The sequence below is a fragment of the Siminovitchia sp. FSL W7-1587 genome (assembly GCF_037963795.1).
Classification (GTDB): Bacteria; Bacillota; Bacilli; order Bacillales; family Bacillaceae_C; genus Siminovitchia; species Siminovitchia thermophila.
Genome location: NZ_CP150169.1, coordinates 1,106,878 through 1,132,142 on the forward strand (window position 1 = coordinate 1,106,878; position 25,265 = coordinate 1,132,142).

Annotated in this window: 22 protein-coding genes, 1 pseudogene and 1 riboswitch; of the genes and pseudogenes, 1 reads left to right on the forward strand and 22 read right to left on the reverse strand. The window is 43.0% G+C overall.

Going from position 1 to position 25,265, the window contains the following annotated elements; all coding sequences use genetic code 11:
* Positions 1 to 113: 113 nt before the first annotated feature.
* From NST31_RS05265 to NST31_RS05310, 10 genes are all read right to left on the reverse strand, one after another.
* Complete coding sequence (locus NST31_RS05265; RefSeq protein WP_077110044.1) at positions 114 to 911, reverse strand: arylamine N-acetyltransferase; 798 nt, start codon at positions 909 to 911, stop codon at positions 114 to 116.
* A 450-nt stretch (positions 912 to 1,361) separates the two neighbouring features.
* Positions 1,362 to 1,676 (reverse strand): multidrug efflux SMR transporter, encoded by a 315-nt coding sequence (locus NST31_RS05270; protein ID WP_339164358.1) that lies wholly within the window; start codon positions 1,674 to 1,676, stop codon positions 1,362 to 1,364.
* Positions 1,676 to 2,017, reverse strand: coding sequence for a multidrug efflux SMR transporter (locus tag NST31_RS05275; protein ID WP_077110077.1), 342 nt, complete (start codon positions 2,015 to 2,017; stop codon positions 1,676 to 1,678). Before NST31_RS05275 ends, NST31_RS05270 begins: the two co-directional genes overlap by 1 nt.
* Before the next feature lie 70 nt (positions 2,018 to 2,087).
* A riboswitch (guanidine-I (ykkC/yxkD leader) is annotated at positions 2,088 to 2,186 on the reverse strand.
* Between the two features lie 929 nt (positions 2,187 to 3,115).
* Positions 3,116 to 4,546, reverse strand: coding sequence for an Asp-tRNA(Asn)/Glu-tRNA(Gln) amidotransferase subunit GatB (gatB, locus tag NST31_RS05280; RefSeq protein ID WP_077110042.1), 1,431 nt, complete (start codon positions 4,544 to 4,546; stop codon positions 3,116 to 3,118).
* A gap of 14 nt (positions 4,547 to 4,560) precedes the next feature.
* Positions 4,561 to 6,018 carry an Asp-tRNA(Asn)/Glu-tRNA(Gln) amidotransferase subunit GatA gene (gene gatA / locus NST31_RS05285; protein ID WP_077110041.1) on the reverse strand — a complete coding sequence of 486 codons (1,458 nt, stop codon included), beginning with the start codon at positions 6,016 to 6,018 and terminating at the stop codon, positions 4,561 to 4,563.
* A gap of 12 nt (positions 6,019 to 6,030) precedes the next feature.
* Positions 6,031 to 6,321 carry an Asp-tRNA(Asn)/Glu-tRNA(Gln) amidotransferase subunit GatC gene (gene gatC / locus NST31_RS05290; protein WP_077110076.1) on the reverse strand — a complete coding sequence of 97 codons (291 nt, stop codon included), beginning with the start codon at positions 6,319 to 6,321 and terminating at the stop codon, positions 6,031 to 6,033.
* A 104-nt stretch (positions 6,322 to 6,425) separates the two neighbouring features.
* On the reverse strand, positions 6,426 to 7,586 hold the full coding sequence (locus NST31_RS05295) for a CamS family sex pheromone protein (protein ID WP_339164363.1): 1,161 nt from the start codon (positions 7,584 to 7,586) through the stop codon (positions 6,426 to 6,428).
* 16 nt (positions 7,587 to 7,602) lie between these two features.
* The gene (ligA, locus tag NST31_RS05300; RefSeq protein WP_339164366.1) at positions 7,603 to 9,609 is read right to left on the reverse strand and encodes an NAD-dependent DNA ligase LigA; all 2,007 of its coding nucleotides are present in this window, start codon (positions 9,607 to 9,609) and stop codon (positions 7,603 to 7,605) included.
* A gap of 49 nt (positions 9,610 to 9,658) precedes the next feature.
* On the reverse strand, positions 9,659 to 11,863 hold the full coding sequence (pcrA, locus tag NST31_RS05305; RefSeq protein WP_339164368.1) for a DNA helicase PcrA: 2,205 nt from the start codon (positions 11,861 to 11,863) through the stop codon (positions 9,659 to 9,661).
* A gap of 46 nt (positions 11,864 to 11,909) precedes the next feature.
* Positions 11,910 to 12,593 carry a heptaprenylglyceryl phosphate synthase gene (locus tag NST31_RS05310; protein WP_339164370.1) on the reverse strand — a complete coding sequence of 228 codons (684 nt, stop codon included), beginning with the start codon at positions 12,591 to 12,593 and terminating at the stop codon, positions 11,910 to 11,912.
* A gap of 623 nt (positions 12,594 to 13,216) precedes the next feature.
* Here NST31_RS05310 and NST31_RS05315 point away from each other — a divergent pair.
* Positions 13,217 to 13,939 carry a GDSL-type esterase/lipase family protein gene (locus NST31_RS05315; protein WP_339164373.1) on the forward strand — a complete coding sequence of 241 codons (723 nt, stop codon included), beginning with the start codon at positions 13,217 to 13,219 and terminating at the stop codon, positions 13,937 to 13,939.
* A 60-nt stretch (positions 13,940 to 13,999) separates the two neighbouring features.
* Here NST31_RS05315 and NST31_RS05320 read toward each other — a convergent pair whose 3' ends face one another.
* The 12 genes and pseudogenes from NST31_RS05320 to NST31_RS05375 form a co-directional block, all read right to left on the reverse strand.
* Positions 14,000 to 14,305 carry a YerC/YecD family TrpR-related protein gene (locus tag NST31_RS05320; protein WP_077110037.1) on the reverse strand — a complete coding sequence of 102 codons (306 nt, stop codon included), beginning with the start codon at positions 14,303 to 14,305 and terminating at the stop codon, positions 14,000 to 14,002.
* Between the two features lie 17 nt (positions 14,306 to 14,322).
* A complete protein-coding gene (locus NST31_RS05325) occupies positions 14,323 to 15,330 on the reverse strand; it encodes a DUF3048 domain-containing protein (RefSeq protein ID WP_339165480.1) in 1,008 nt (335 codons plus the stop codon).
* A gap of 50 nt (positions 15,331 to 15,380) precedes the next feature.
* Positions 15,381 to 17,120, reverse strand: a complete 1,740-nt coding sequence (locus NST31_RS05330; protein ID WP_339165481.1) for an adenine deaminase C-terminal domain-containing protein — start codon at positions 17,118 to 17,120, stop codon at positions 15,381 to 15,383.
* A 577-nt stretch (positions 17,121 to 17,697) separates the two neighbouring features.
* Positions 17,698 to 18,570: a 3-hydroxyacyl-CoA dehydrogenase gene (locus tag NST31_RS05335; RefSeq protein WP_077110072.1), complete on the reverse strand. Its 873-nt coding sequence runs from the start codon at positions 18,568 to 18,570 to the stop codon at positions 17,698 to 17,700.
* A gap of 276 nt (positions 18,571 to 18,846) precedes the next feature.
* A complete protein-coding gene (locus NST31_RS05340; RefSeq protein WP_339164375.1) occupies positions 18,847 to 19,113 on the reverse strand; it encodes a ferredoxin in 267 nt (88 codons plus the stop codon).
* 48 nt (positions 19,114 to 19,161) lie between these two features.
* Positions 19,162 to 20,343, reverse strand: a pseudogene (locus NST31_RS05345) (adenine deaminase C-terminal domain-containing protein); the annotation flags it as partial.
* 129 nt (positions 20,344 to 20,472) lie between these two features.
* A complete protein-coding gene (locus tag NST31_RS05350; RefSeq protein WP_339164377.1) occupies positions 20,473 to 22,047 on the reverse strand; it encodes a benzoate-CoA ligase family protein in 1,575 nt (524 codons plus the stop codon).
* Positions 22,048 to 22,197: 150 nt separating this feature from the next.
* Positions 22,198 to 22,998: an enoyl-CoA hydratase/isomerase family protein gene (locus NST31_RS05355; protein ID WP_077110032.1), complete on the reverse strand. Its 801-nt coding sequence runs from the start codon at positions 22,996 to 22,998 to the stop codon at positions 22,198 to 22,200.
* Positions 22,999 to 23,052: 54 nt separating this feature from the next.
* The gene (locus tag NST31_RS05360; protein WP_077110031.1) at positions 23,053 to 23,697 is read right to left on the reverse strand and encodes a Phenylacetic acid catabolic protein; all 645 of its coding nucleotides are present in this window, start codon (positions 23,695 to 23,697) and stop codon (positions 23,053 to 23,055) included.
* 4 nt (positions 23,698 to 23,701) lie between these two features.
* Positions 23,702 to 23,932 carry a hypothetical protein gene (locus tag NST31_RS05365; RefSeq protein WP_077110030.1) on the reverse strand — a complete coding sequence of 77 codons (231 nt, stop codon included), beginning with the start codon at positions 23,930 to 23,932 and terminating at the stop codon, positions 23,702 to 23,704.
* Positions 23,929 to 24,255: a metal-sulfur cluster assembly factor gene (locus NST31_RS05370; RefSeq protein WP_339164382.1), complete on the reverse strand. Its 327-nt coding sequence runs from the start codon at positions 24,253 to 24,255 to the stop codon at positions 23,929 to 23,931. The genes NST31_RS05365 and NST31_RS05370 overlap by 4 nt, the downstream gene beginning before the upstream one ends.
* The gene (locus NST31_RS05375) at positions 24,256 to 25,191 is read right to left on the reverse strand and encodes a Phenylacetic acid catabolic protein (protein ID WP_339164384.1); all 936 of its coding nucleotides are present in this window, start codon (positions 25,189 to 25,191) and stop codon (positions 24,256 to 24,258) included.
* Positions 25,192 to 25,265 lie beyond the last annotated feature (74 nt).

A 25,265-nucleotide genomic window follows, 5' to 3' on the forward strand; every position in this document is an offset into this window, starting at 1 on the left:
GCACTTAAATTGGTAAATGTTTAATATTTTGGTAGAATTTTGGGGAGTTTTGTAGAAAAAAAGCATGATTTCTTTATGACATGTAGTGAAGTTTTAATTTATCTCAATATTTTTTAAAAAATGTTTATACCACGTTTTTCCAAAAAGGCGAGAGCATATGCTGTCGAATGTTTATCAATCTGGTAAACTTCCTGGATTAAATTCATCCATCTGTCCGGATTGTGAAGACGAATTTCACTAATATTCCGGAGTGTCATGACTTTCATCGTGTCGTTGCGCAGAAAAAAACATTGATGACCATTAAACCGAACGGCTGTAATTCTTCGCATGGTAATGTTTTCATCCCGATCATCGTACGATTCATCTATATCAGCCGTTATCTCTTCTTCCGACAACGGTTCCCAATCAATCTGCTTTTTGATAAATGACTTTCCATTTGATCTACGGTCAATTTCATACTTGTCGGAGCCGGCTTTTGTGAAAATGATCTCTTCTCCGAAACCGTGCAATATGTGACGGTGCTTTGCTTCCAATTCAATGGGCTTCATGATGGGAGACCCGTAGCCCACATCCACATACAAGCGTTTTCCGGCTATTTTGACCATAATCGCCAAATGAGATGGGTTTACTCTGACGAGTGAACAGTGAAAGCCAAGCTCAGCCAGCAGGCGGGAAAAATTAATATTGAGTGTGAAGCATGTTCCGCCCCACCCCTTTTCCGTCAAGTTTTTAACAAATAGGGGTAAAGAAGGGACAAACTCCGAACCATGTGTATAATAATAAAACTTGCTAAACGTTTCGTAAGGTACGATCGACAGATGGTGTTGGATGAGCCTTTGCAAGTAATTTATGGTTGGAGGTTCTGTTTTTAACCGTAAATGATGCAAATATTGCTCGACAACTGTTTCCATCCGTTCTCACCTCCCAATTTGGCGGTGTATTCCAATCTGTATTTATTATAACATGCCCTGCTCATTACACAGCCACTTGCAAGAACCCAATACTGAATTCGCCATTTGCCTATTATCATGCTGCAAACCCATATCGTAATCATCATGACGTGTTTCAAGTGGATTCAAACATTTTTTCCAACAAGAACAAGCTTCCAAACTAAAATAAGCTTGCCCTCCTCCGTAGCCTTCATCGCTGTGAAAAACACCATAAATCTCTCCATTCGGATTCATTAACCTGTTTGGGGATTAGAAATGAACGTTACTCTATGAGTTGCAAAAGAGCATCCATTGGCCTCATCCACCCTGTATGGATGTTTGTCCATTATTCGAAATGATTCATTGAATGCAGGTTCTACAATTTAAGAGATGAAGCATTTTATCAGCACCATCCACCACAATGTCATCATTTTACGAGATCAGCTTTAAACCAATAGCCGCCCCTAAGATCATTGCAATGAAAATAATTCTTTTCCAATTTTTTGATTCACCATAAAAAAACATTCCTAATATAGCTCCACCGGATGCACCGATTCCTGTCCAAATCGCATATGCTGTTCCCATGGGCAATGTTTTCATTGCATGTGCAAGAAAAAGAAAGCTTGTTCCAAATCCAAGAATTAACAATGCCAGCGATTGCCAATTACCGTCTTTATGCCACTTATGTATCATTAAAACACCCAATATTTCACACAAGCCTGCAACTACTAAGGAAGCCCATGCCATTAAGATTCAGCTCCTTCTTTAACGTTGTCTTTAGTCACTAATTTCAAGCCGATTACGCCTGCTAATAAAACCAGTATCAAAATGATTTTTGTTATATTAAATGGTTCATCAAAAAATACAATATCTGAAAAAGCCGTCCCTGCTGTACCCAAACCTACAAATACCGCATAGACCGTTCCAACAGGAAGTTTTCTGCCTGCCATAATCATTAAATAAAAACTGACAACAATAGAAATAACCGTCCCTGTCCAAGTCGCAAAATTATCTGCGTGTTTTAATCCAATAACCCAAAAGACTTCAAATACAGCAGCAATAACTACTTTAATCCAGCTTGTATTCATTTCACCGACACCCTCCATTTTGATGATTTCCATAACGCAAAAAAAGCCTAAGAGATAACTGTTAAACAGTATCTCCCAGGCTTTTATCCTTCCGTGACACAGCAGAGCTGCGAGTTTCCTCTTGGTCCAGGCTAACATACTTTGTTACGGAACCCTAGAAAACATTTACCTTATTTCATTAGGTAAAATTATACACAAATATAGCCTTTATTCAAGTTTTAAGTGTAATCATATATCCATAATCAATCGAGGTCCAAAGTAGAGTGCGTATGTTGCCTCATTGAACTTTTACTGAATTGCATAAATTTCTGCGCTGTAATCTCAAAAGGGACTGGGACATAAGCAAATACGAAATAGAAAAACCGAACAATTCATTTATAATTGTTCGGTTTATTTGTGTGAAAAAAATTCCTATCTTCGCTACGTCAACATATTTCGCTTTCCGCAGGTCTCTTCAGCTTCCTTGGAAAGCAAAGTTCGCTTTCCTTCGGGATCTTCAGCTCGAGCTATTCCCGCTGGAGTCTACCTATTTTGACTACGCTAAAAGCTTGCGTATGATACACTGGGACAATTTATCCGGCATGTAAGGTGCCGTATACTCCCACTTCAACAACTTGAGTTGAATACTAAAGGTCTAAGGGGGAGAAACGGCCCCTAAATGCCCGATTGGTTCAACTAACATTCAGTAGGAGACCTACTGAATGAAGTTTCACTTTATCCGGCATGTAAGGTGCCGTATACTCCCACTTCAACAACTTGAGTTGAATACTAAAGGTCTAAGAGGGAGAAACGGCCCCTAAATGCCCGATTCGTTCAACTAAGGGGCTGTCTAAAAAGTCCAATTTAGAGCAAATGCATTAAAAAGTAAAACCCAAGAATGTTGATTTTACGGCAATCTTAGGTTTTATTTTTTTCCTTTTCAAGCTCCATTATTACTTTTCGGACAGTCCCAAGTTTCACTTTATCCCGCATGTAAGGTGCCCGATTCGTTCAACTAACATTCAGTAGGAGATCGAAGAAAACGCCTACTGAATGACGTTTCACTGTATTGTTCGTTTTTTCATCAGCTGATTTAGTTGTGCCACAGCCTCTTCCTTTTCACCGTTTATTGATTTCCTGAACGAGCAATTTATTAACAAGAGGCGGGTTTGCCTGGCCTTTTGTCGCTTTCATGACTTGCCCGACCAAGAAGCCGAGTGCCCTATCTTTACCATTTTTGAAGTCTTCAATGGACTGGGCGTTGTTGTCGAGAACTTCGCCAATGATTTTCAAAAGGGCTCCTTCGTCAGAAATTTGGACGAGGCCTTTTTCTTTGACGATTTTTTCCGGATCTCCACCATTTTCCACGAGTTCCCGGAACACTTTTTTCGCAATTTTTGAAGAGATGGTTCCCTTTTCGATGAGCTTAATCATCCCGGCAAGCCCTTCTGGTGTCAACGCGACCTCATGAAGCTCCTTCTGCTCGGCATTCAAGTAGGCAGACACTTCACCCATGAGCCAGTTAGAAGCTTGTTTTGCGTCCGCCCCGGCAGCAATCGTCGCTTCAAAGAAATCGGACATCTCCTTCGTAAGTGTTAGTACCATCGCATCGTATTCAGGCAGCCCGAGCTCTTCGACATAGCGCTGTTTACGGGCATCCGGTAGCTCTGGAATTTCAGAGCGGACACGGTCTTTCCACTCATCGTCAATGTAGAGATCAACCAAGTCTGGATCAGGGAAATAACGGTAGTCGTCCGCTGTTTCCTTGACACGCATGAGAATCGTTTCCCCAGTAGATTCGTCGTAGCGGCGGGTTTCTTGTAAAATGACACCGCCTGACAGAAGAACTTTCTCCTGGCGCTTTTCCTCAAACTCAAGGCCCCGGCGCACGAAGTTAAATGAGTTTAAGTTTTTCAATTCGGTTTTCGTCCCGAATTCTTCTTGTCCAATTGGGCGAAGGGAAATATTGGCATCACAGCGCAACGAGCCTTCCTCCATTTTACAATCGGAAACACCCGTATATTGGACAATTGATTTTAACTTTTCCAAGTAGGCATACGCTTCTTGAGGACTGCGCATATCCGCTTCCGACACGATTTCGATAAGCGGCGTGCCGGCACGGTTTAGGTCGACAAGGGAATACCCCATGTTCGTATGTGTCAACTTGCCCGCATCTTCCTCAAGATGCACCCGGTTAATCCGGATTATTTTCTTCTTTCCCTCTACTTCTATTTCTATCCAACCGTTCTGCCCGATCGGTTTGTCCAACTGTGAAATTTGGTAAGCCTTCGGATTGTCGGGGTAAAAATAGTTTTTCCGGTCAAATTTTGTTACTGTGGCAATTTCGCAATTCAACGCCATAGCCGCTTTCATACCGAATTCTACCGCTTTTTTATTTAAAACAGGGAGCACACCCGGATACGCAAGATCAACAATTGATGTGTTCGCATTAGGCTCGGCACCAAAATGGTTTGGAGCAGGCGAAAATATTTTTGAATCTGTTTTTAACTCGACGTGTACTTCCAGTCCAATGATCGTTTCAAAGTTCATTTCATTTTCACCCCTTACAATTGTGGTTTTTGTTTATGATAGTCTGTCGCTTGTTCGAACGCGTGAGCAACGCGGTAAATGGTTTTTTCATCAAAATAATTGCCGATAATTTGCAGGCCTAAAGGCAATCCGTTTGTAAAACCGCATGGAACGGAAATTGCCGGAACACCGGCCAAGTTTACAGGTATTGTTAATAAGTCGCCGGCATACATGGTTAACAAATCATCGATCACTTCGCCCATTTTGTAAGCGGGTGTCGGGGTAGTAGGCCCGATAATGACGTCATATTCAGAAAAAATATGATCAAAGTCTTGCTTGATCAGGGTGCGTACTTGCTGGGCTTTTTTGTAATACGCGTCATAATAGCCGGCACTGAGCGCAAATGTCCCGAGCATGATGCGGCGTTTTACTTCATCGCCAAATCCTTCGGCACGGGTTTTCTTGTATAAATCATCTAAGCTTTCCGGATTAGGGGTTCTGTATCCATAACGCACTCCGTCAAACCGGGCCAAGTTCGATGATGCTTCCGATGAAGTCAAGATATAATATGTACCTACTCCGTATTTTGAATGCGGGAGGGATACTTCTTCCCAAGTCGCCCCAAGGCTTTCCAATACTTTCAATGCCGCCAAAACAGATTCCCTTGATGCTTCACTTACGCCATCTCCAAGATATTCTTTTGGAACAGCGATTTTCAAGCCTTTTATATCACCGCTCAGCGCCGCCGAATAATTCGGCACCTCTTGGTCAATGGAAGTGGAATCCCGATGGTCGTGACCGGCAATAGCTTCCATGACGATTGCGTTGTCCTCCACATTTCTTGTGATGGGTCCGATTTGGTCCAAGGAAGACGCAAACGCAACAAGCCCTGATCGTGAAACACGCCCGTATGTAGGTTTTAATCCAACGACGCCACAAAAAGCCGCCGGCTGACGAATGGAACCGCCTGTATCACTTCCAAGCGAAAACATAATTTCGCCTGCTGCCACTGCCGCTGCTGAACCTCCTGATGAACCGCCGGGAACAAATTCAGGATTCCACGGGTTGAAAGTCGGGTGAAAAGCGGATGTTTCAGTCGTCGAACCCATCGCGAATTCATCCATATTCATCTTTCCAATTGTGACGGCGCCTTTCTCATTTAATTTCTCCATCACCGTGGCATCATAAATGGGGTCGAAGTTTTCGAGCATTTTACTGGCGCACGTAGTGACAAGATTTTTCGTGACGATGTTATCTTTTATGCCGGACGGAATACCGAATAGCGGATGGCTGCTAGCTTCTGTCCCAACTTTTTCGTCAAGGTCCTTTGCTTGCTGCCGCGCCTTTTCCTCATCTACAGTGATAAATGCTTTCACTTTTTCTTCTACCTTGTTGATCTGCTGAATAGACTCCTCAACAAGTTCGGAAACGGATACTTCTTTTTTATGTAAAAGTTCATGGACATCTTTTATCTTTTGATCGAATATAGACATAAGTTTCCCTCCTTATTCCAAAATCGCAGGAACTTTAATAAGACCGTCTTCATGCTCCGGAACATTTTTCATCACTTCTTCAAGAGAAAGCCCTTTATCCGGAACATCTTCACGCATGACATTTTTTTGGTCAAATACATGTGAAGTCGGTTCAATATGGGCAGTATCGAGCTCGTTCAATATTTCTGCCATTTGCAAGATTTGATCAAGCTCGTTCGTAAATTGCTCTGCCTCTTCTTCATTTATTTTCAAACGGGCCAAATTTGCGATGTGATACACTTGTTCTTTGGAAATTCCAGACATTTTACCACCTCCGGTTTTTTTCGATCCACTTACAATAATATAGATCATATCAAAAAAAGTTCGGATCGGGCAAGAAGAAGCGGTACTTCCGCTCTTGCCCATCCTTAATAAACATGTACAAACGGTTCTTTTTCCCCTGCTTTTCTCACAATGAGCGCTTCGGCGCCGTTCACTGATGTAATGTCCACTTCGACATTGATATAATCGGGAAAATGGTTCATGACAAGCGACGCCGCCCATTGGGTAAATCCGATAATTTCAGCTTCGCCAAACATCTGAATCGGAATTTCGATCTTTAAATCGACAAGCTGGCTGTCTTTGTAAAAGGCCTTCCCGATTACTCCGTTATAGTTTGGAAAATATTTTTCGATATCATCTTTAAATCTTAAATAAAAGGTAAGATCGTCCCGATGGTTTTTCTCGGCTTCATCGGATGGGAAAAGGACGTATTTTTCTTTAATATCTTTCCACCCTCCCAAAGAGGCGCTGCCTTCCCCAGCCTTTGCATAAGCAAAAAAGTTTCCGGGTACAACGGAGTTTTTGCCTTTTTGCTCAAAAAGCGCCACGACAATCGGTACACTTTCCATCCCTTTCATGCCTCGCATCCTTTTGACGACTTCTTCTGCAATCCTTTTCCCTTCCTCCGTCATTTTCTCGCGGGAAATTTCCTGTTCAAATGTCGCCCCGTATTTTTCTTTCTGGTAGTAGTGGACGGAATTGAGGGCGAGCCCCACGACAACGCCGCTCAGCTTGACCGATTTGTCGTTTTTAATCAAATAATTATGCTCTAAAATATGGGCTAAATAAATCGGGTTTTTTTGATTTTGTTCCTCCACTGAACCTTTGCCATCATTTAATGGATTCAATCCAACATTTTGTTCTTCTTTCAGCCCGCGTTCCTTCAACTGTTCCTTCGTAAACTTCCGATTCAGCCAAAGGCTTACCGTATCTTTGTCCAGATGCTGGCCTTCCTGGAATACATACTTATCTGGAGAAAATTCCTCCTTTGCAATCCTCATCAAACCGTTCTCGAATTCATTAATATCGTAACGGGAATTTAAATTCGATACGACCAATCCTCTTGCCTTGCTTGGTTCAAAAGGCAAGGTTGTCCGATATGAGTCGGACATTTGGTAATTCGGGATGATGGAAGCCTCCTTTTGATCGTCTTTTGTTTTTTTGGAGCCTTCCGAATTGTTGTTAAAACCGGGGGCACATCCTGTCAGCAATACACCTGCCATTAGAAGTGAAAGCCATTTTTTCATGTCTTATTATCCACCTTTAGTGTTCAAGTTGTTCCAAAAATTCTTCTTCGTCCCAAATGTCGATGCCCAGTTCCTGAGCTTTTGCCAGTTTTGAGCCCGCATCTTCGCCGGCAATGACCAAGTCTGTTTTTTTGCTTACGCTGCCGGTGACATTTCCTCCGAGCATTTCAATCTTTTCCTTTGCCTCTCCACGTGTCAATTTTTCCAGTTTTCCTGTCAAAACAATTGTTTTTCCGGCAAAAATGGACTCGACATCAGTTTGCGAAGATGGCCGCGGTCCGCGATAAGTCATATTGACTCCGGCAGCTTTCAATTCATCGATCAGTTGTTTCACTTCTTCACTGCCAAAGTAAGTCACGATCGCATCCGACATTTTTTCACCTATTTCCGGAATCAATTGCAATTCCTCATCTGTCGCTTTCATCAAATCATCGAGCGTTCCATAATGCTCGGATAATATTTTCGCCGCTCTTTCACCGACATGACGGATGCCCAGACCGAATAGCAGTTTTTCCATTGAATTGCTCTTTGATTTCTCAATAGCTTCAAGTAAGTTGTTGACGGATTTCTCACCCATTCGTTCGAGCTTTAACAACTCTTCTTTTTTCAAAAAGTAAATATCCGCCGCATCTTTGATAAGACCGTGCAAGAACAATTGCCCAATAACTTTTTCTCCGAGTCCTTCGATGTTCATCGCATTTCTGGAGACAAAATGAATCAGGCTTTCCCTTATTTGAGCAGGGCATTTCGGGTTGATGCAGCGGAGCGCCACTTCGCCCTCCAGCCGCACAAGATCACTCCCGCATTCCGGACAATGCTTCGGCATATGAAAAACAGTCTCTTCGCCTGTTCGTCTTTCCGTTAATACATGAACAACTTCCGGAATAATGTCACCAGCTTTTTTGACAACAACCCAGTCACCGATCATAATATCTTTTTCGCGGATCAAGTCTTCATTATGAAGGGAAGCACGTTGAACGGTCGTGCCCGCTACCTGGACAGGAATCAATTTGGCCGTTGGAGTGACAACACCTGTTCTGCCAACACTCAATTCGATATCGGTCAGTTGCGTGACGACTTCTTCTGCGGGGAACTTATAAGCAATCGCCCAGCGCGGCGACTTGGCCGTCCTGCTGAGCTGCTCCTGTTGCTCCAGGGAGTCGACTTTAACGACAATTCCATCAATATCGTATGGGAGGGAAGGCCGCTTTTCAGTCCAGGATTCGATATATGCGATTACTTCATCTATATTACGGCATTTCTTCCATTCTTTATTTACTTTTAGTCCCAAACGGGAAAGAAGCTCCAGTGATTCGCTATGGGTAGCAACAGCCAAATTTCTCGTATTGCCTATGCCATATAGAAAAATATCCAGATGGCGGGAAGCGGCAATTCTCGGATCAAGTTGCCGCAACGAACCGGCGGCCGCGTTTCGCGGATTGGCAAACAACATTTCTCCTTTTTCTTCCCGCAATTTGTTCAATTGCTCAAATGACTTGCGCGGCATAAAGGCCTCTCCGCGCACTTCAAAGGTTACTTCTTCATTTAATCTGAGCGGAATGGAACGGATCGTTTTTAAATTGGCCGTAATATTCTCGCCAACCGTTCCGTCGCCCCTCGTTGCTCCCAGAACGAATAGCCCATCCTCATACCGCAGCGATACAGCCAATCCATCTATTTTCAGCTCGCATACATATGCATAGTCTTCACCGATTGCCTGGCGGACGCGGCGGTCAAAATCACGCAAATCTTCTTCACTGAAAGCATTGGCAAGGCTCAACATCGGAGACTCGTGCTCCACCTTTTCGAATGCGGAAAGTGCTTCACCACCCACCCGCTGGGAAGGCGACTCAGGGACCACAAGGTCGGGAAAACGCTGTTCAATCTCGATTAATTCATTCATAAGCCGGTCATATTCCGCATCAGGGACGGATGGATTGTCCAAAACATGGTATTCATAATTATATTGATTTAATAGATTATGCAGTTCCTTGATCCGTTTTTCAGCGGCCTTACGGTCCATCTCAACAGCCCTTTCTAAAAGCGTTTTTACATTAGGGAGAGCGCCCGGGTCAAACTTTTTTGATTGGAGCAAAGTCGGCAAGCAGGCGTTTGATCCCGATCGGACTTGGAAAAGCGATGTCCAATTCCACACTGTCATTTTCATTTTTTATACTGACAACCGTTCCGACTCCCCATTTTTTATGTTCGGCCTTATCTCCGACCTTCCACTGGGTTTGTCCTTCTTCAGAAGCCGGTTCCGGCCTGACAACCTGTCGATAGGCTTTTTTACTCGGTTCAAACCCAAAAGAAATCCGTTTGTTATCCACTTCTACAATCATTTCCACTAGTTCATCCGGGATTTCATCAATAAAACGGGAGGGCGGATTCATATTTGTGCGGCCATAAAGAGTGCGCATTTCAGCATTCGTCAAATAAAGCTCCTCTTCGGCCCGTGTAATCCCAACATAGGCAAGCCGGCGCTCTTCCTCCATCTCTTCTTCATCCACCAAAGAGCGGTTATGAGGAAAAATTCCTTCTTCCATACCGACCAAAAATACGACAGGGAACTCCAATCCTTTCGCTGAGTGAAGCGTCATAAGGGTCACGGCATCTGAAGAAGCCCCATCATCGTCCAATTGATCAATATCTGCAACAAGTGCCAAATCCGTTAAAAAGGAAACCAGGCTTTTATCTTCGTTCTGATCTTCAAAGCTTTTTGTAACAGACAAGAATTCTTCGATGTTTTCCAAGCGGCTTTCTGCTTCCAATGTCTTTTCGGCTTTCAGCATGTCCCTATATCCGGATTTTTCAATGACTTCTTCAACAAGTTCCGTCACTGATAAAAACTCCTGCATTTGCGAATAGTTCTTCATCATATCATAAAAGGCGGCTGCCGAGTTCACCGCTCTGCCGCTCAGTCCGATAAAATCAACTTCACCGAGTGACTCAAACATGGATAGATCCCGTTCATTCGCATACGCTGAAATTTTGTCAACAGAGCTTGCGCCAATCCCTCGCTTGGGCACGTTGATGATGCGCTGGAAGCTTACATCGTCATCAGGGTTTGCGATCAAGCGCAAGTAAGCTAGCAAGTCCTTAATTTCTTTTCGGTCATAGAACTTCGTACCCCCGACGATGTTGTATGGAATATTTGATTTCATCAATACTTCTTCAATCACGCGGGATTGGGCATTTGTCCGGTACAAAATAGCGATATCGGAGCGGGAACGCTTCCCAGCTTCTGTCAGCTCTTTAATTTTACCGGCCACAAATTGGGCCTCCGTTTTTTCACCCTCCGCCCTATAATAAACAATTTCTTTCCCTTCATCATTATCGGTCCACAAGTTTTTCGGTTTGCGGTTTACATTATGTTTAATCACTTCATTGGCCGCTTCTAAAATCTTCCCTGTGGAGCGATAATTTTGTTCAAGTAAAATAACGTTTGCGTTAGGGTAGTCTTTTTCAAACGATAAAATGTTGGCGATATCCGCCCCGCGCCATCTATAAATCGACTGATCAGAATCCCCTACCACGCATAAATTTTTAAAGCGGACAGCAAGGAGTTTGACGAGTGTGTATTGCGCCCTGTTTGTATCTTGGTATTCATCCACATGAATATAATGAAATTTTCTTTGGTAGTATTCCAATATTTCCGGCACTCTCTCAAAAAGCTGGATCGTCACCATAATCAGGTCATCAAAATCAAGGGCGGAATTCCTTCTTAAACGGCGCTGGTATTCCACATACACATCACTGATCGTTTTTTCATAGTATCCAGCGGCGCTTTTGCTATATTCATCCGCATCAATCAGTTCATTTTTCGCATTGCTGATCGCCCCGAGGATCGCCCTTGGGTCAAATTTTTTCGAATCGATGTTTACATCTTTTAATATGTTTTTGATCACCGAAAGCTGGTCTGTCGTATCCAAAATCGTAAAGTTTCGGTTGTATCCAAGCCGGTCAATATCGCGGCGGAGCATCCGGACACACATTGAATGAAATGTTGAGATCCAAACATTCTGCGCTGAATCTCCCATTATGTGCCCAATCCGCTCTTTCATCTCTCTTGCGGCTTTATTTGTAAATGTAATCGCCAAAATATTATATGGATTGACCCCTTTTTCTATCATTAAATAAGCCACACGATGAGTCAGAACCCGAGTTTTTCCGCTACCTGCCCCGGCCATGATCAACAGCGGTCCCTCCGTCGTTTTGACAGCCTCTTTTTGCTTTCGGTTCAATCCTTCGAGCAAGTTTTCTGTTAAAAATTGCACAAGATCCACCACCTTATCAGGAACATCCGTTCCTATTATAGCATGTTTATTTTACAGATCGAACTGTTTTCAGCGCTTCTTTTAAATTGTCGTAAACAGCATTTCCAACAACAATAACATCAGCATGAGCGCCCATTTCCGCCGCCTGCTCAGCTGTCGAAATGCCCCCTCCGTAAAATAACGTTGTCTTGGAAAGCTCCTCTTTTACTGCCTTCACAAGTTCCGGATCCCCATATGTACCACTATACTCCAAATAAAATATGGGCATACAAAACAATTTTTCCGCCATCATGGCGTAGGCAGCTACTTCTTCCGTAGAAAGGTTCGTATTGGCGTCTGTCATCTTGGCAGCCTTGCAATCTGCGTTCAATATGCAATAACCTTCTATGCACACTTCTTCCCAATCAATGAGTGCGCCATATTCTTTGATAGCTTCTTTATGTAAGCCTGTTATCCAACGCACATCACGGCTGTTTAAAACAGTCGGTACAAAATATATGTCAAATCCCGGCGTAATGGATTCAAGATTGCTCACTTCCAACACACAAGGCACGGTGAACCGCCGGACTTTGGCCATGAGATCCAGTACATTGTCCAGCGTCACTCCATCCGTGCCGCCAATGATAATGGCATCAGTGCCGGATTCGCATACTTTTTCCAAATCGCCAGATGCTAACTCTTTATTTGGGTCCAGTTTAAAAACATGGCGCCAGTTCCTGACATCATACACGTCAATGTCCTCCATTCTCCAATTCCGTACACTATTATATCATTATCAAGTCAAATCTCCGAATTGAAAAATGAATATTTTCAACGGTAAAAATAACCCCCTCATCATGCTGAAAAGCAGGGCTGATCACATAGCAGATTAAACTGTTTTTGCCTGATGCCGATGCTATAAATTGGTTATTGCTTTATGATCCGCTGCCAATTCATCAAGAGGTTAGTGCTTCCTGACTTTCATCGAATCCGGTTGCCACCGCTGTTCGGATAAACGACAATCTGAAGACCGTTTTACTTGCTAATATGTTTTAAGAAATGTTTTCACGGTTCGTTCATTCCATCATATCATCCGGAACACAGGGGGAAAAAATGTACTTTAGCAGAGGAGCTTCTACCCAGGACTCTTCGTAATCCTCTCATCGTATCTGCGGGATAGCGGCATTCTTGTATTCAAAACAGTGAAATGGCTCGCTATCCTCTCCCTCATATCCTTTTACCCAATGAAAAATAACCAAGACGTCCGTTCGGAATAATGAGTTTGTAAAAATTGGTACATACTTGAAATTTATGTAAAGTTTTATGTAAATATGGTAATCTTGTACCATAAACTTCTATATGATGGGGTGCATCATGAAAGAACAACGGACGAAACGCACGCTTTTTATCTCCATCGGAGCGAACATTTTACTCCTATTCATAATCGGTTTTATATTCATTAAGTTTGATGGGATAGGTGGAGTGAACGCAGGCTTAGAAAAGCCAAATAAAAGGTCAGGATTTCACTACCTGGAAAGAACCACTTTATTTAACGAACTCACCATTCCTCCCAACTCTATCGTGTTCTTGGGAGACAGCCTTACCTTTCGAACAGAGTGGAGTGAGCTCTTTCCAGAAGAAATTGTCATCAATCGCGGGATCGGCCGGGATACAACAGCAGGAGTGCTCAAACGATTGGATCACATTATAGAGGCGAAACCCAAAAAAATCTTTATTCTCATTGGGGTGAATGACTTGAAGAGTCGAAAAAGCGTTTCGGCAACCATTCATAATTACGCCAAAATAATCACAAGCATCCAATCCAGATCACCCAAAACAGACATTTTTATACAAAGTTTGCTTCCAGTCAATAACAAAAAGTATGGCAATATACTAAGCAACGATACAATAAAAACAATGAACAAAGATTTGCAGGCATTAGCGGAAAAAAACGGTGTGCAATATATTGACCTCTATTCCGCTTTTTCCCAAAACGACCAGCTGCCTGACAAATATACGGTCGATGGAATCCATTTAACAGGTGAAGGATATATCCTTTGGAAAGAGAGCATAAAACAATATGTTCATGAAAAGTGAAATAAGATGTCATTCGGATTTCCTATTAAATTCCTTACATAAACAAAAACCGCGACTTTTTTATTCGTCGCGGTCCTCTTCATAGAGACGTTTCAACACCATTTCATACGTGTCATTCCCATAGTTAAGGCAGCGTTTGACACGTGAAATAGTAGCTGTGCTGGCTCCTGTCGCCTTTTCAATTTTTTGGTACGTATTTCCTTCCCTCAGCATCCTTGCTACTTCCAGGCGCTGGGAAAGTGATTGGATTTCATTAATGGTGCATAAATCATCGAAAAAACGGTAGCATTCTTCCAAATCCTTTAATGATAAGATGGCATTAAAAAGTTGATCAAGTGCTTTTCCACGTAACTTCTCTATTTGCATCATAAATTCTCCTTCAATTACTTTTCTCCGAAAGAGACAATCGCCATCTCGGGCACAATACTAATCCATGTTTTTCCCGGGACAAGTTTGACAGGGCGTCCATCCTCATATGGCACAATTCGCCCATCCTCATTTCTCCATTCGGCTTCTTTTTTGATCCCATGTTGGAGAACATAGGCCTCGCCTCCCGACTCGAGAGCAATTTCTTTTCGCCCTTGTTCATCGGCAACATGATGGGCAGCTTCAACCACTATAACATTATCAAACAGCACCGGCTCGTTTGTTTCATATTCAACCATCTCCACTTCTCCTGTTGAGCGCGTATATTTTTCCTTATTCGCGTCATAGGAAAATTCAGAAGCAAAAACCGCGTCCTTGCTGTAAGAAATCGTCATGTTTGAAACACTTTCGCCATCCAATGACTCAACTTCTTCTTTCTTTAAAAATGCCAGCGGCTTCGGCGGTTTATCCATTTCAAAGTCGCTATCCGCTGCTTGTTTTTCAATTTTGTCAAAAGTAATATAGGAATTATGGGGCGCCTTGCGAAAGCCTACCCGTTTAAACAGGGTTCCATCATGCCGCATCCCGTTAATATGATCAATCACTCCGTTCTCAAGCATCCGCTTCGCTTCGGGGCTATAGCCATGTGAAATATATAAACTGTCATACCCTTTAGCCAGATCAATAAAATATTTCCTTGCGCTGCGAACGGGACCGACGGTTTCCGGTTTTTCACTTTGATAAATCGCCAAAAATCGTGTGACCGCCCCTTCCGTGAGCACTTCATAAACAATATCTGCCTCGGCAAGCCCACTTTGCGGCCTTGCTTTCGGATGATTATTCACAGTTATAGCTATAGCACGCTGTGATGAATCTTTTTTTGCTTCCATTCCTGTCAAAGGAAATTGTTCCGCAGCTTTTTGTTTCTCCACTTTAGGTTGTTCCTTGCGTTCATCGCCATCTTTTTTACTGCATGCAGAAACAATCATAAAAGCTGCACAACATACGATGATCCATTTGTTCATTTTCAAAGTCCCATCCCCTAATGATGTAAATTTTCGTTTCCCACACTATTTTAACGCATTAACGTCGGAAAAAGTACCGTTTTATTCTTCACATCATACATTCCGCGCTGAGTAACGCGAATATACGGGAGATGGGTGGAAGAAAGAAAAAATAACGTATAAACAGGATCTGAATAAGGATAGCCTCGTTCTACAAGCAATCTGATTAACTCCGCTTCCTCTTCCATAAGCGCCGGAAGATCTTTGTTTGACATGATGCCGAGAAGAGGCAAGCGGATTTCATGAATGATGACACCATTTTCCACTAGGACGATCCCGCCTTGAATCCCTCTCATTCGATCAAAAGCCAGCAGCATATCTTGTTTGTTTTTGCCAATCAAGATAATATCGCCGGTTGTTGAAAAGGAAGAAACGAATCCCCCTACATGACGGGCGAATCCTTTCAGCAATGTGTTGATTCTCCACTTTCCCTGCCGGTCAAGCAGCATGAAAAAGCACTCGTCGCTGTCAGCAGGCATTTCGTCAGACACATCTCGTGTAATGGAATAAGGTTTTGTGATTGCATTGCTGACCATTTGAATACCAAAAGGCATGGAGTACGCCAAATCTTCCTTCGTTAATTGCCAGTCGAATGAAAATGGCTCTATTCCGTAATCTTTCCAGCAAATATCTTCATCTACAACCATTTCTTCACCGGATTTTTTTACCCACTGGCCATTTGCCAAGACAGAGATCGGGGTGGGTTGTTGTTCATTTTCCAAAAAGTTGATACTTGCCACTCTTCCCGTTGCAATCATTCCATGCAAATGTTGCAGGTTATAATGCTTTGCCACATTATAGGAAGCCATATGGTAGGCATCAATAGCAGGCACACCACTTTCAATTGCTATGCGGACCATCATATCCGACATTCCTTGTTTGTAAAATGACGGAGTTGATCCATCGGTGGTAAGCACCATGGAATCATACTGGCCGATCCCCTGCTCCTTCATTTCCTTTAGTAAAACAGGCAAGTCGGGACGAACAGAGGAATGCCTTAATGAAACGGTATAACCATGCATCAGCCGCTTATAAATATCTTCCCCTGTTATCGACTCATGGTCGCTATCCGTTCCAAAAAGCATCATTTTCGCCAATGTCCTGTCGGAAGCGCCCGGAAAATGCCCTTCGACTTTTTTGCCGATCCGCTTTGTTTCTTGTATCCAGTAAAGCATTAAATCATCGCCATCCAAAAGCTGGGGCCAACCTGTCAACTCCCCGCCTTGGATCACCTTATCATGTTCAATCCATTCTTTGACATCTCTGTTGGAAAAAATCATTTCTTCTCCATTTAGGACAGTTTGGGCATCATAGCGCGCCCACCAATACATCGTAACAGGACATTCCCATAATTTCGCCAATAGTGAAAACGCTTTCTTTTTCTGTAAATGTAAAAACAGAAAAAGGTTGTCGTTGATTAACGTTGTAGTGCCTGTTTGCGCAGCATAACGCGACAACGATTGAGGATTATAGAGCAGATAGGGGTGTGAATGCGGCTCTATATAACCTGGAACAAGCGTCAATCCTGAACAATCAACAATTTCTGTCCCATTCGTTTTTTTGGGCAGAGCTTCTCCCGCATAAACGATGCGATTATGGTGAATCCAAATATTCCCATTCACCCATTGACGGAGGACCGAATGCAAAAAACGAGCGTTTTTTAACAGTAATGTCGGTGATTGTTTACCATCGATAATAGCGGCTTGTTCACGTATATGTTTGTTTTTCCACATAAAACGTTGTTCCAAAATGTATCCCTCCCTGGGGAGAAAACTGTTTATTTTTATATAATGACAACTCCATAAAACAGTGCGTACTTTCTACTCCTGAACAAAAAAGCAAACGCTTTCACTATTTGTTCTTAATAGTAACATATTTTTTCTTTTAGCGCATTAAAGTTTGAAAGGAAACTTTATATTTTTTGTGAAGGGCAAAACGCAATAAAAAGATCCTTGGGGAAACTTGCATCCCAAGGCGCATAGTCAATTTTTATCATTATAATATGTTTTCAACAATCACTGCAATCCCCTGCCTCACTCCTATTTACATCATTGCATATATATGTTGATTCCCGCTTTTTTATTTCTTAAACATTCGTCCGACATTTTTGTTATGATTCGCGTTCTCAAATTTGACTTGGTCGCATTTTTCAGAAAGTGTTTCGTACAGGCACTTCGGGTTCAGCAAGAAAATGTTCGTTAAATCGTTTAGGATGTCTTTCCGCAGGCTGGATGACAATGGCTCCCCAAAAATCCTGACCGAATCTTTTCCCGGTACTCTATACCGCACAATCGGTGTCCGGGCAGCATGAGCCATTACTACTTAATTTCATGTTTTTTCCACCATACCATCCCCTGTATAATCATAAACACCTTTGCCCGTCTTTCTGCCAAGCCTCCCTGCTTTTGCATATTGTTCTAAAAGGGGCGCCGGACGATATTTCTCACCAAGCTTATCATAGAGGTAGCGAAGGTTATTCAGCCTTGTATCCAAGCCTACGAGATCTGCCAGTTCGAATGGACCCATTGGATAATGTAATCCGTGTTTGATCGCTTTACCAATTTCCTCAAGTGAACCAAGTCCTTCCTGAAGCATATAAAATGCCTCTTTCCCGACAAGCGCCGAAATCCTGCTCGTCACAAACCCCGGAAACTCGTTGATGATAACCATTTCTTTTCCCATTTTTTGTGCCACTTCCTGTATAACCTCTGTTGTTTTGTCACTCGTTTCCAGACCACGGATTATTTCCACAAGCGGCATCTTATGTACTGGATTAAAAAAATGCATCGCAATGGTTTTATCCGGCCGCATCGCATACGATGCAATCTCGGTTGGGCTCATCGTGGATGTATTGGTGGCAAAATAGCAATGTTTTGGTGCATATGCTTCCATTATTTCAAATATTTGTTTTTTTATGTCGGCCTTTTCCGGAACCGCTTCTATGATTAAATCCGCTTCGGTAACCGCTACTTCCAGGCTGCTTGCAAATTTTAGGCGATTTTTGGATTCATAAGCCCATTGTTCCGTTATCTTATGACGAGCAATTCCCTTTTCAAAAGTGGCATTGATTTCATTTTCGGCGCTTTCTAAAGCAGAAAGGCTAACATCCGCCACCGTTACGCGGAATCCCCCTGCCGCTCCCACATAAGCGATGCCCCGGCCCATAACGCCCGCACCGATAACCACTATATGTTGCATCAGCTCATTTCCTCCCAACATCGCAGAATAGGAATCAATCGAATATCCTACCCCGAGTTCCTTCCATATATAGTACAATTTTTTACCGTTTTATTTATGATTTTTTGACGTGATTGCCTTGTACAAAAAGCGCAGCGCGGGCGCAATGTGACACGAAAAAACGATGAAAGCAACGTTAGCAGGAACAGCTTTCATTTTTTCAATGGGCCGCTGGTTATGTCCGGGCACTCACTTGCCTTTCCTACGAAGCATCGGCTGGAATTTTGCAAGACAGCTGCCTCATCCCGCACTTTTACAAGTGGTGGAATTTTTCTGAATGAAGTTAAAAGGTTCATTAGAAAGTTTAATAGAATCGGTCGGGCAGCCATCATAGGCATCTTCAACATCTTCAATAAGTTCCTCTGGAATTTCGGCGATGCCTTGATTATGATCCAAGAGGACAAATGATAACCCCTCTTTATCGTAGTCAAATACATCTGGGGCAGCATCTGCGCAAGCTCCACAAGCAATGCATGTATCTTGATCAACCAACGTATACCATTTCATGGTTTTACCTCCCCACTATTAGAAATCAAAGCAGTCAGCAAAAGATTATTACACATAAAAACGGGCCGGTTCTGTTGACAGCAACAGAATTTCATCCGTCTTTACTTCATACAATCCATATGGATAAGGCGCAACCCCGGCAGAAAATCACATGTCAAAAACAGCAATGTGTACAAAATATCGTGAAATGGAAATCGTCCTTCCCGCATCATCTCCTAAAGGCGATCATGCTGTTTTAAGGCAGTATCAAAAGATGGACCGGTCGTCATCATCCCGGTAAACGACAAAGGAATTGCGAGTACGATCTTATCTTTATTGGCGATGGCAATCCCTCCTCCCATTTCGTAGACCTTGGATGCCGCTTGCTTTTGCCATTGCTTTCAAATCTCTTCCGATCACCAGCAATTCTGTCGTCGTATTATAGGTGGAAGCCAGACCATCCAAATCCACAGCAAAACGCTCCAAAATCCCTTTCGTGACCCATTGCTGATTTCGCTCAATAAGGGCTGGATATAATAGTCCTTTTTCAATCGTTAGATCAATGTAACCATTTACCGAAGGAAGCCGCATATCTTTTCTCGCAGTGATGACATTGCTTTTAAAGTGAACGACAGGCACCGGACTTTCGGGATCGCTGTGGGGATACTGATAAAGATGCAAATCCTCCAGAAAACTCTTTTTAAATCCAAAAGGTGTTCTCACGACATATTGATTCCAGTCTATTTCCGGCAAAGGAGCTATCAATTTACCGGCTCGGGCAACCACTTTCCCTTTGGAAATCACGATATTTGGCCGAAAATCCACAAGATTCGGAAGTATTAAAATATCCGCCTGCCGGCCTGGCGCAATTCCGCCGATATAGTCGTCCAACCGCAAGTATGAAGCAGGGTCTAACGTCGCCATCTGAATTGCCTGAATAGGAGAGACTCCAAGTTCGACAGCCTTTTTGACAAGTCCATCCATAAACCCCTCTTTTTCAATAAAGGAGGGGTGAGGCCCATCGGTCGTCATTAATAAACGATTTGTATTCGCATTGCTTTCCGTAATTAGTTTGATGATTTCCTCTAGATCCGGCCGCAGGGAACTATTCCGCAGTGTCGTCCACAGTCCGAGCCGCAGTCTGTCGAAGTCCTCCTTTGACGTTATAGCCTCATGACATGCACTGACACCCGAAGCCGCCACTGCATTCAATTTCTCATATGAGCAGCCGGCAGTATGGCCATCAATCACTGTAAACATCCCAACTGGATCTGCATCAATAATTGACACACCAAATATTGTTTCATTATTCTGTATTTTAACGATAAAACCATCCTTTTTACGCCTTCAGCAATCTCCACCGATATCTTCCCATTAGTGTTATGAATGAAGGAGCTCTTTCAATTTAAAGCGCTGAATTTTACCAGTTGCCGTCTTGGGCAATTCATCTATAAATTGAATAATACGCGGGTATTTATATCGTGCCAGATTTTTTCTTACAAACTGTTGAATATCTTTTTTCAATTGTTCCGATGGAGTGAAGTTCTCTTTTAATACAATAAATGCTTTGGGGACGATGAGATTTTGATCATTCGTTTCCCCTATGACCGCCGTTTCCAACACCGCCTTGTGATCTAAAAGGCAGTTTTCGATTTCTATCGGAGACACCCAGATTCCTCCGACTTTTAACATATCGTCAGAACGGCCACAATACCAATAATAACCTTCTTTATCCGTGTAATATTTATCTCCGGTATGAAACCATTTTCCCATAAATTTATGTTTGGTTTGCTCATGCAAATTCCAGTAGCCCTGTGCAATACTGTCACCGCTTATGATCAAGTCGCCGACTTCGTTTGGCGGCAGTTCCACTCCTTGTTCATTGACGATCTTTGCTTCATAGCCGGGTACAATTTTTCCGCTACTCCCTTCTTTCATATCATCGATACGATTTGAGATAAAAATATGGAGTGCTTCCGTCGAACCAATACCGTCCAAAATGTCTACTCCAAATAGATGGTTCCATTTTTTACTGAACGATGACGGGAGGGGTTCGCCCGCCGATATGCAAATTCTCAAAGAGGAAAGATCAGGACATTCTCCGCTCTGATCCACATGCTCTATCATCGCGCCAAACAGCGTCGGCACCCCGAAGAAGATAGTCGGTTTATATTTTTCAATGGTTTGAAACATTGTTTTGGGTGTTGTTTTTTCCTTGACCAAAATGGTTGACGCCTTCATTCCCAACGGAAAAAACATCCCCCCGCCCATTCCATAGGCAAAGAAAAGTTTGGAAGCTGACAGACAGCGGTCGGCTTCCGTCATTTTCAATACTTTTTTTGCATAATGGCTAGTGGACACTTCCATATCATGATGCAGATGGATGACACCTTTTGGATCACCGGTAGTGCCAGAGGTATAAAGCCAAAAAGCCGCATCATCAGAGCACGTCAACGAAGGCTGGCATTCAACTGGTTGCTCCGATATTTGCAGATTAAAATTCAGGGCACCTTCATGGATATCTGTGGCGATGTCACTGATGATCAAAATCTCCCTTACATAAATAAAGCGTTTTCTTATATGCTTTATCTTTTTCCAAATATCATGATGCACGATCAAAGCTTTGGCTCTGCTATTATTTAAATAATACTCATAGTCGCCAGCCTGCATCATCGTATTGACGGGGACCGGAACAGCCCCTATCCTGACGGCTCCAAAAAAGGAATAGATAAACTCCGGGGAATCATGGCAAATAATGAGTACCCGATCTTCCATTTCCAATCCTAATGCTTTTAACATATTGGCGGTCTGATTCACGAGGGTCTGGAGTGTTTTATACGTAATGTTCCCGTCCTCATAATAAACGGCTGTTTTCTTTTCAAAGCCGGACAATACACTTACATCAATCAAACGACTACACGCGTTATAAACCGGCCGTATTCCATTTAGTTCCATTTTCACTCATCACCCTATCACTTATTTTTCATACGAGTGAATTATGTGAACATCTAGTTGCCAATACTCAATAAAAGAAGTTACCCAAAAGGACATTGAGAAATATTCTCTTGGGTAACTTGTTGAACAGTCACGACTTTATATAAAAACTTACTTTCCTTTCCAGTCTGGCGTCCTCTTATCTAAAAAGGCTTTTAACCCTTCATGGGCATCTTCCGAGCGGAACAATAAGTTTTGCAGTTCGCCTTCATAACGGATGGCCGCGTTTAATGGCATTTCCTTTCCATTCATAATGGAAAGCTTAATATTAGAAACCGCGTAGGTGGCGCTTTCTACAATTTTCCGTGCATATTCCAAGGTTCTCTCCCTGACTTCTTCTTGCGGAAATACGCGGTTTACAAGTCCGATATCCAATGCTTCCTGGGGTGTTAGTGTATCCCCCGTAATATTCAAGTCAAGGGCCCGGGAATAACCGACAAGGCGGGCCAAGCGCTGCGTACCACCCGTTCCGGCCAATACGCCCAGCGACACTTCCGGCAGACCGATTTTTCCCGCCTGATCCCCCATAAAGCGCAGATCGCATCCGAGCGCCATTTCCAAGCCGCCGCCCACGGTATGCCCCTCCAGACAGGCAATGTAAACTTGCGGAGAGCGCGCCATTTTGTCCAAGGTTTCGTTACAGAACAGGCAAAATTGTGTTTTAAAGTGCGGGTCTGCAGATTTTAGAAAATGGATATCTGCCCCGGCCGAAAAAAAGTTTGGCATATCACTCATGAGGATGGCCACCTTGATATCATGATCAAAACGGATATCGTCAATGGCCGCATTCAATTCCTGATAGAATGCAAGACTGTAAGAGTTTGATTTGTTCACGTGGATATGGATTTCCGCAACTCCGTTGTCTTTGACAACCGTGATATTCTTCTTCTTTGCTTCTACTTGTGTACTCATATTCGTTCCTCCTATATTTTACATTTTTAAAATGGTGCTTATTTCTTTTGCTTGTCAATTTACAGCTACAGGGCTTCGCAAAGGCAAGCTGTTCAGCTCCTGTTCAAATTTTTTGTACAGTGAAGAGCTTTTTACGATATAGCCTTTGGCGGCAATCTCCGTTTTCTCCTCCACACTTTGCAGCCACTGTTTCACCTCGGGCAGTACAATGTTTATGGCATCCTTAAATTTGACAGGAATCAGACCTTCATCGTTTAAAAGCTGCTGTGCCCATTGCTTGGAATAAATAATGTGTTCTTTTTGTTCATTGACAAGTTTTTGAATGCGGGAAATGACTTTTTCATTCCCAGTTTCCAAAATGGCTTTTAATACGATATCCACTGCCGTGCTGACCGTATAAAGCGCCGCAATCAATGAGATCCAATTTTGAACCTTAATGACTTCATGAAATGCTTTGCCGGTCTGATTCTCAATACTGGGCTTTTTTCCTTTTAATCCTTTTAAGTCAAATATCCAATTGTACAATAGACGGGCGTGGCCAAGCTCCCCTTGTGCCATTGCAATGGCAGCCAGCGTCGCCTCCAGGTTCGGACCACTTACCCCCACTTCCACCAAACGATCACCCAGCACATATTTATTGTCCGCGATCGCTTCAAGAAGCTGAATAAATTCCTCCGCACTTTGTTTCTGTTCCCCCACGTCTTTACGCCCCTTTCCTGGCAAATAATCCTTTCGCTTTTTTGACCCATTGAAGCTGGTTTCTTTCAACGACACACATCTCGGTCCAATCCTCTTCATCGTAGGTATAGGCGGCATATACTTTTGCCAAATCTGCCGTTTCCGCCTCTACTGTTCCAATATGGATTAAGTCGTCCCCCCGCTTAATTCTTGTGAAAATATCAAAGGTAGCTTTCTTTCTTGACTGTTCAGTCATTTTGAACTGACCCCCCAGTACCTCATCTTGTCACGGCCTTTCAGACTCATCATCTCAACAGTCCACGGCGGGCTCCAAACGACTTCGATATGGACTTCTTTTACTTCCGGCTCCTTGAGAAGACGGTTCTCAATGTCTTCCTTTATCCAATCCATGCATGCACAGGAAACCGCGGTGAACGTCATCGTAACATAGAGGGCAGCGCCGTTTTTTTCAATGTTGTAAATTAATCCCATATCGACAACACTGATTGGAAATTCCGGATCATTTACTTCTTTCAAGGCATCCCAGTATTTTTGAACACCCCCAGCAACCGTTTTCATTTATACCACCTCTTTTCTTAGTCTTTCCATCTCTTTCGCACCGCGCTGTATTCTTTCAACAAATTGTTTGTTTTGCGGCCCGCGTCTTTTAAATCGTTTAATGACGTTCTCCCATGTATCCGGCTGGTCAAAGAGCCACTGTTTGTTTTTTACGTCGAACTTGCATGGGAAAGGAACATCAAGGACATATTTGTTTTGTTCCTCATCATAATGAGCCGGTACTTTCACGCCGATGGATTCGCAGAATGGAACAGCCGTTGAAAGCCACTGTTGGCGAAGTTCGTCATTCGTTTTTCCCTTTAATTTATATTCGAGCTGATGGGAACGGCTTTTCAAGTTGTCTTCCACACCAAAAAATTCAAGCGCCATCAAAAACATCCAATCAACTGCTTTTTGCACTTCTTCCCGTAGCTTTGGATCTTTCATTGCTGTTTTCATAATGATTTCGCCATTTCGGAGGTGGAACAATTCTTCTTTATCAACTTTTACGAGTGCCCGCTTCCATGGACCGTATGATGTATGCTTGCCGGCATCACCGAGTAATGTATAGCCGGCCCGGTCGAACAGCGCGTTAAATACGCCAAGTTCAATCCAGTTGTCTAGTTTAAAATCAAATGCATACGGGTTTTTCCACCGGTGGGGTTCTCTGCTGTACAATAATTCGTCTGTATCTTCTCCCAAATCTTTCAGCAGGCGAAAAGCGATATGTGCATGGCCGATTTCATCTTGCATGATGGCAAGAGCGGTTATCTTGTTATTGAGGGTCGGTGCCTGGTTGTATACAGTCAGCAGTGGAGGAACACTCAATAATTCCGTGTCCCCAACAATGACGAGCGTTTGCTTCAATGCTCGGAGATATTCCCCGTTCATATCCTCCAAGCTTTCAACCATAAACCCCTTACGAACCTTCTCTTTTAAAAGCTCTGCACTTTCCATTTCCTGCACCTTCCTATTACGTTTATTTATCTGTCGTTTATTAAACATAATATTAATAAACATTCATAGGAATG

Coding starts and splice junctions, on each gene's coding strand:
- NST31_RS05325 (WP_339165480.1), bottom strand. CDS start 15,330: ATGAACAAATGGATCATCGTATGTTGTGCAGCTTTTATGATTGTTTCT.
- NST31_RS05340 (WP_339164375.1), bottom strand. CDS start 19,113: ATGAAATGGTATACGTTGGTTGATCAAGATACATGCATTGCTTGTGGA.
- NST31_RS05370 (WP_339164382.1), bottom strand. CDS start 24,255: ATGAAAACGGTTGCTGGGGGTGTTCAAAAATACTGGGATGCCTTGAAA.
- ligA (WP_339164366.1), bottom strand. CDS start 9,609: ATGGACCGTAAGGCCGCTGAAAAACGGATCAAGGAACTGCATAATCTA.
- NST31_RS05365 (WP_077110030.1), bottom strand. CDS start 23,932: ATGACTGAACAGTCAAGAAAGAAAGCTACCTTTGATATTTTCACAAGA.
- gatC (WP_077110076.1), bottom strand. CDS start 6,321: ATGTCTGGAATTTCCAAAGAACAAGTGTATCACATCGCAAATTTGGCC.
- NST31_RS05350 (WP_339164377.1), bottom strand. CDS start 22,047: ATGGAACTAAATGGAATACGGCCGGTTTATAACGCGTGTAGTCGTTTG.
- gatA (WP_077110041.1), bottom strand. CDS start 6,018: ATGTCTATATTCGATCAAAAGATAAAAGATGTCCATGAACTTTTACAT.
- NST31_RS05375 (WP_339164384.1), bottom strand. CDS start 25,191: ATGGAAAGTGCAGAGCTTTTAAAAGAGAAGGTTCGTAAGGGGTTTATG.
- gatB (WP_077110042.1), bottom strand. CDS start 4,546: ATGAACTTTGAAACGATCATTGGACTGGAAGTACACGTCGAGTTAAAA.
- NST31_RS05315 (WP_339164373.1), top strand. CDS start 13,217: ATGAAAGAACAACGGACGAAACGCACGCTTTTTATCTCCATCGGAGCG.
- NST31_RS05265 (WP_077110044.1), bottom strand. CDS start 911: ATGGAAACAGTTGTCGAGCAATATTTGCATCATTTACGGTTAAAAACA.
- NST31_RS05355 (WP_077110032.1), bottom strand. CDS start 22,998: ATGAGTACACAAGTAGAAGCAAAGAAGAAGAATATCACGGTTGTCAAA.
- NST31_RS05295 (WP_339164363.1), bottom strand. CDS start 7,586: ATGAAAAAATGGCTTTCACTTCTAATGGCAGGTGTATTGCTGACAGGA.
- NST31_RS05270 (WP_339164358.1), bottom strand. CDS start 1,676: ATGGCATGGGCTTCCTTAGTAGTTGCAGGCTTGTGTGAAATATTGGGT.
- NST31_RS05275 (WP_077110077.1), bottom strand. CDS start 2,017: ATGAATACAAGCTGGATTAAAGTAGTTATTGCTGCTGTATTTGAAGTC.
- NST31_RS05320 (WP_077110037.1), bottom strand. CDS start 14,305: ATGCAAATAGAGAAGTTACGTGGAAAAGCACTTGATCAACTTTTTAAT.